We start from the raw sequence: 6,435 nt of genomic DNA, 5'->3' as shown, positions 1-6,435 counted from the left end.
AGGAACTGGAGGGAATCGGATGAAAAAGAACTCAAAGCTTTCAGGACTGTACCTGGGGATCCTGTTTTTCCTTATGTATCTGCCCATTGGTGTGGTAGTGGTATTTTCGTTTAATGAAGCAAGACTTCCGGTGCACTTTACCGGTTTTTCCCTGAAATGGTATCAGGAACTGTTTCAGGACAGGGATCTGATCCAGGCATTGAAAAACAGTCTGATCCTGGCGGTGTCCAGCTGTGGGGTATCTGCAGTGATCGGAACACTGGGGGCTGTAGGACTTTCCAGGATCCACTGGAAAACAAAAGGGGTGATGGAGTATATTTCCATTCTGCCTCTGATGATTCCGGAAATCATTCTGGGAATGGTACTGATGGCATTTTTCTATATGCTGAACCTGCCATTTGGAATGCTGACACTTCTGATCGGACACACGGTTTTCTGTGTGCCCTATATTTTGATGGAGGTAAAAGCAAGGCTTGTGGGAATGGATCCGTCCCTGGAAGAGGCAGCCAGAGATCTTGGTGCCGGTTCCTTTCGGGCCTTCTGGGACATTACCCTGCCGCTGATCATGCCGGCTGTTATATCCGGCTCTCTGCTGGCCTTTGCCATGTCCATGGACGATGTGGTGATCAGCATTTTTGTAACCGGGCCACGTGTATCCACGCTGCCGATAAAAGTTTACACACAGATGAAAACAGGCGTTACGCCGGAGATCAATGCACTTTGTACCATAATGCTGGGAGTGATCCTTCTGGTACTGGCAGTATATCTGATCGCAGGAAAACGCGGGAAGGGGAATATAAAAGATGAGCAATAAACTGATCGAGTTAAAAAATCTCACAAAAAACTTTGATGACCAGCAGGTGCTCCGGGGCATTAATCTGGACATTCACGAAAACGAATTCCTTACGCTTCTGGGACCCAGCGGCTGTGGAAAGACAACAACCTTAAGGATCATTGCCGGCTTTGAGGAGCCAAGCGGCGGAGAGGTACTGTTTAACGGAATTGAGATCTCCAAGCTGCCTCCATATAAAAGAGAGATCAACACGGTATTCCAGAAATATGCATTGTTTCCGCATCTCAATGTTATGGACAATATCGGTTTCGGCCTGAATCTGAAAAAGGTAGATAAATCTGTTATTGAGCAGAAGGTAAAAAGAATGCTGAAAATGGTAGGGCTGGAAGGCTTCGAAAAAAGAGATGTTACACTTCTTTCCGGTGGACAGCAGCAGCGAGTTGCCATTGCCAGAGCTCTTGTCAATGAGCCGAAGGTGCTTCTGCTGGATGAGCCACTTGGCGCACTGGATGCCAAGATCCGTAAGCAGATGCAGATCGAGCTGAAAAAGATCCAGAGAGAGGTAGGGATCACCTTCATCTATGTTACCCATGACCAGGAGGAGGCACTTTCCATGTCTGATACGGTAGTAGTCATGAACAACGGTGAGATCCAGCAGATCGGCAGCCCGACAGATATCTATAATGAGCCGGAGAACCGTTTTGTTGCCGGCTTTATCGGAGAGTCCAATATTATAGAAGGAATAATGATCAGGGATTTCCTTGTGGAGTTTGATGGCTTCCGTTTTGAATGTGTAGACAAGGGATTTGAGGACAACGAAGCCATTGAGGTTGTTCTCCGCCCGGAGGATCTGGATATTGTGGAACCGGATCAGGCCAAGATCAGAGGAACGGTACGGAACATTACGTTCAAGGGCGTGCATTATGAGATTCTGGTCGAGACGGAGCTTCGCACATACATGGTGCACACTACCGATTATGCAGAAGTGGGACGTGAAGTGGGACTGAAGTTTGGTCCTGAGGATATCCATGTTATGTGCAGAATGGGAGGATACTAATGAAACAGTTCAAGCATCTGATCAAGCCGTATATCATCTGGGCTTCGATCCTGATCGTGGTACCATTGATCCTGATCGTGCTTTATGCATTTACCTCAGATGGAAATGAAGTTCTGACCCTGCATTTTACATGGGCGAATTTTGCAAAATTTCTGGAAGCTACATATTTAAGTGTTATCCTGAAATCCTTCCGCCTGGGTATCCTGACCACACTAATCTGCCTGGTCTGCGGATATCCGCTGGCATACATTATCTCCAAATATTCCGAAAAGGTGCAGAGCTTTCTGATCCTTATGGTCACCATTCCCATGTGGATCAACATGCTTCTCCGTACCTATGCATGGATGAACATTCTTTCTGACAATGGTCTGGTGAACAACCTTCTGAAAATGCTGGGAATCTCACCGATCACCATGATGTATACAGATTTTTCCGTTATCGTGGGCCTTGTTTGTAACTTTATGCCCTTTATGATCATTCCGATCCATACATCCTTAAGTAAAATGGACAAGTCACTGATCGAAGCGGCCAACGACCTTGGTGCCAATCCCTTCCAGACCTTCTGGAGGATCACCTGGAAGCTTTCCATGCCAGGTGTGGTCAATGGTATCATGATGGTATTCCTTCTGTCCATATCAACCTTCGTTATTCCGAAGCTTCTCGGCGGCGGCCAGTACATGCTGATCGGTAATCTCATCGAGTCACAGTTTATTTCTGTAGGTGACTGGAACTTCGGAAGTGCCATCTCTCTGATCCTGGCAGTGATCATCCTGATCTTTATGAGCCTGATGAAGAAGATGGATACCCAGGACGATTAAAGGAGGCAGGAGATGAAAAGAAAAAATACCATATTTTCAAAATTATATGTAGTGCTGTGTCTGGCATTTTTTTACCTGCCGATCCTTGTGACCATGATCTTTTCCTTTAACTCATCCAAGTCCCTGACCAGATTTACAGGATTTTCCCTGCGCTGGTACGGAGAGCTGATAAACAACATGGAGATCAGTAAGGCAGTTTATGTTTCGGTCACAGTGGCAATTCTGGCAACTGTTATTTCCACAGTGCTGGGAACCATCACAGCCATCGGACTTTCAAAATCCAGAAAGGTGTTGAAGGAGATGGTCCTTACCATCAATAACTTTCCAATTCTGAATCCGGAGATCGTAACCGCGATTGGTCTGATGCTGCTGTTTTCTTCGCTGGGAATGACGAAAGGCTATCTGACCATGTTGCTGGCACATATCGCATTCTGTACGCCCTATGTGATCACCAGTGTATATCCGAAGGTACGAAGCCTGGATCCGAACCTTGCCAATGCAGCCATGGATCTTGGTGCAACGCCATATCAGGCACTTACCAAGGTTATCGTGCCCATGATCAAAGAAGGGATTTTTGCGGGAGCGCTCCTGGCCTTTACCATGTCCTTTGACGATTTCGTAATTTCCTACTTTGTTTCCGGAAACGGAGTAAAAAATATATCCATTGTTGTATATAATATGACAAAGCGCATCAATCCCACCATCAACGCCCTTTCTACTATTGTGATCGTGGTCATTGTACTGGTGCTTCTTTTTGCAAATCTGATTATGCCGAAGCTTCAGGCCTCCACCGTGAAAAAAATGGATCCGAAAAAAAGAAGGATCGTTGCGGTTATCACAGCTGCTGCGGTTGTTCTGGTATTGGGAAAGTGGACGATTGTAAGCCAGGGAAACCACGTGCTTCGTGTATATAATGCCGGAGAATATATGGACCTGAGTCTTCTGGACAAATTTGAGAAGCAGTATAACTGTACTGTTGTATATGAAACCTTCGAGTCCAATGAGATGATGTACACCAAGCTGGCCAGTGGTGAAACCTACGATGTTCTGGTTCCGTCAGATTATATGATCGAAAGACTGATTAAGGAGGAATATCTTCAGGCCCTTGACTGGAAAAAAATCCCAAACAGCAAAAATCTTCTTCCCGAGGTACAGAATAAGGACTATGATCCGGGAAATCGTTATTCCTGTCCGTATTTCTGGGGAACTGTAGGAATCCTTTATAATAAGAATGTAGTCTCTCAGGAGGATCTTGACAAAGAGGGCTGGAATATTCTCTGCGATGAAAAATATAAGGGAGATCTTTATATGTATGATTCCGAAAGGGATTCCTTTATGATCGCCCTGAAAGCGCTGGGGTATTCCATGAACACAAAAAATCTTGATGAGATCCAGCAGGCTTATGAGTGGCTGATCCGGCAGAGAGATACCATGGATCCGATCTATGCAGGTGATGATGTGATCGACAACATGATCTCAGGAAACAAGGCAATGGCGGTTGTTTATTCCGGAGATGCTTCCTATATTATCAGCGAAAATCCGGAGCTTGGCTATTATACTCCGCAGCAGGGAACCAATACCTGGTATGATGCCATGGTCATCACCAAGGACTGTAATGAAGTAGATCTGGCTCATGAGTTCATCAATTTTATGCTGGATGATGAAAATGCTCTTTCCAATACCGAAGAAGTAGGATATACTTCTACTGTAAAGAGTGCATTCGAGGAGATGAAGAACGGAACTTATGAGGGAATTTCTTCCTATATTCCGCAGATCGACAATCCAAAGAATGAGATCTTCGGATACCAGAAGCCAAAGATCAAGCAGAAATTCGCAGAGCTTTGGACAAAGGTAAAAGCAAAATAACAAGACGTCAGAGAGACATGAAGGAGGTTCTATGAAATCAAAAAAAGCAGCAGCGATCATGTTATGTGCGGTACTTGGAACATCTATGATAACAGGTGTCAGTGTCAGTGCAAAGGATAAGGATGAACTGGTACTTTATACATGGGACGGAATGTTTCCGCAGGAAGTGCTGGATGATTTTGAAAAAGAAACAGGGACCAAGGTGGTATATTCCAATTTTGATACCGATGAGACCATGCTTGAGAAGCTTTCCCAGGCAAAGGGCGGCGATTACGATGTGGTAATTGCAGATGATTACATTATCGACAGCGCGGTAAAAGAGGGACTTGTCCAGAAGATCGACAAGGATACCGTTTCCAATTTTAAGAACATCAACCCCCTTTATCAGGGACAGTTTTATGATCCGGATGACGAATATACAGTACCTTACGGAGCAGGAATCCCACTGATCGTTTATGATCCGGAGCAGGTAGATATCGACATTAAAGGATACAAGGATCTCTGGGATAAGTCTCTGGAGGACAGCATTGCCATCGTAGGTAATTACCGCGTGATCTGTGGCATCACACAGCTTTCCATGGGGGAGAGCATGAACGAAGAAGATGTAGCCGTGATCGACAAGACCGGTGAGAAGCTGAAAGAGCTGGCACCGAACATTCGTATGATCCAGGATGACAATACACAGAATGCCCTTCTCAACGGAGAGGCAAGCGTGGCATTTCTTTATACATCACAGGTAACACAGGCACTGAAGGATAATCCGGATCTTAAGGTGGTTTATCCTAAGGAAGGTCTTGGATTTGGTATTATGGGAATGTTTGTGCCAAGTGAAGCACCGAATGCGAAGGCTGCCAATGAATTTATCAATTATATCCTGGAGCCGGAAGTATCTGCACAGTGCATCAACTATATCGGATACTACAATACAAACAAGGCAGCAGATGATCTGGTAGACGAGAGCCTGGTTGTTCCGGACAGCGTGACAAAGGGTGAGATCGTACAGAATGTAAGCCAGGAAGCAGAGCAGGAATACAATAAGATCTGGACAGAGTTTAAAGCTGCCTGCGATTAAGCAGACGAACCAGTAAGGGGGTTTTTCAGGTGGAGATATACAAAGGTACATCCGCTTTTTCCGGAATAGCCATTGGAAAAATACTGTATTACCACAGAGGCGAATATCAGATCCGTCAGTCCATGGTAGACAATGTAAAAAAGGAGCTGGATCGTCTGGATAATGCAAGAACAGCGGTAAAGAACCAGATCCAGCATATGTATAAAAACGGAGCACCCCTCCCTAAAGAGCAGGAGCTGACCTTGAAACGTCAGCTGAAGCTCTTAAGTGGCGGCAGCTTTCAGCGGGCCGTGGAAAGCATGATCACGACAGAAAAGGTCAGTGCAGCTTACGCAGTCCAGACAACCAGGGATGAGCTTGCCAATGTGTTCCGCAAGCTGGAGGACGAGGCTGTCAAAGAACAGATCGAAAATATCAGGGAGATTTCTGAGCTGCTGATCGGCGCCATGGGTGGCTCCCATGCACGGATCAATCTGGGAGATGAGCCGGTGATCCTTGCAGCAGAGCAGCTTTCCCCCAATGAACTTCTGGAGATGAACAAAGCCAGTCTTCTGGCGGTAGTCATGCATCAGGGGTCTGTTATTTCCCATGTATCGATCATGGCAAAATCCATGGAAGTCCCCACCCTGGTCGAGGTGGAGATACAGAAAGAATGGGATGGTCATATGGCTATTGTAGATGGGTATACAGGAACACTGTATATCGATCCGGAGCCGGAGCTTCTTAAGGAATATGAGATCCGTCATGCAGCAGATAAGGAAGAGCGGGAAGAACTTTTGAGACTTCGGAACCAAAAGGATATTACAGCCGATGGCAAGGAGATCAAGCT

At 45.7% G+C, this 6,435-nt stretch carries 6 protein-coding genes; all 6 read left to right on the top strand.

The window, feature by feature from the left end:
- Positions 1-19 precede the first annotated feature (19 nt).
- Positions 20-814, top strand: a complete 795-nt coding sequence (locus tag ABCM67_RS15985; protein WP_342993040.1) for an ABC transporter permease — start codon at positions 20-22, stop codon at positions 812-814.
- Positions 804-1,850, top strand: a complete 1,047-nt coding sequence (gene potA / locus ABCM67_RS15980) for a spermidine/putrescine ABC transporter ATP-binding protein (RefSeq protein WP_129976125.1) — start codon at positions 804-806, stop codon at positions 1,848-1,850. Before ABCM67_RS15985 ends, potA begins: the two co-directional genes overlap by 11 nt.
- Positions 1,850-2,668, top strand: a complete 819-nt coding sequence (locus ABCM67_RS15975) for an ABC transporter permease (protein ID WP_015525682.1) — start codon at positions 1,850-1,852, stop codon at positions 2,666-2,668. The genes potA and ABCM67_RS15975 overlap by 1 nt, the downstream gene beginning before the upstream one ends.
- A gap of 12 nt (positions 2,669-2,680) precedes the next feature.
- Positions 2,681-4,534 (top strand): extracellular solute-binding protein, encoded by a 1,854-nt coding sequence (locus ABCM67_RS15970; RefSeq protein ID WP_022426291.1) that lies wholly within the window; start codon positions 2,681-2,683, stop codon positions 4,532-4,534.
- A gap of 31 nt (positions 4,535-4,565) precedes the next feature.
- The gene (locus ABCM67_RS15965) at positions 4,566-5,606 is read left to right on the top strand and encodes a spermidine/putrescine ABC transporter substrate-binding protein (RefSeq protein ID WP_161209455.1); all 1,041 of its coding nucleotides are present in this window, start codon (positions 4,566-4,568) and stop codon (positions 5,604-5,606) included.
- 29 nt (positions 5,607-5,635) lie between these two features.
- Positions 5,636-6,435 (top strand): phosphoenolpyruvate-utilizing N-terminal domain-containing protein (locus tag ABCM67_RS15960; protein WP_342993038.1); only part of this gene is annotated, 800 nt, incomplete at its 3' end.

Origin of the sequence: Blautia sp. 2227st1_G12_2227SCRN_220401, assembly GCF_039062885.1 — a bacterium.
GTDB lineage: Bacteria > Bacillota > Clostridia > Lachnospirales > Lachnospiraceae > Blautia_A > Blautia_A fusiformis.
This window is presented reverse-complemented; position numbering and strand designations above follow the sequence as displayed.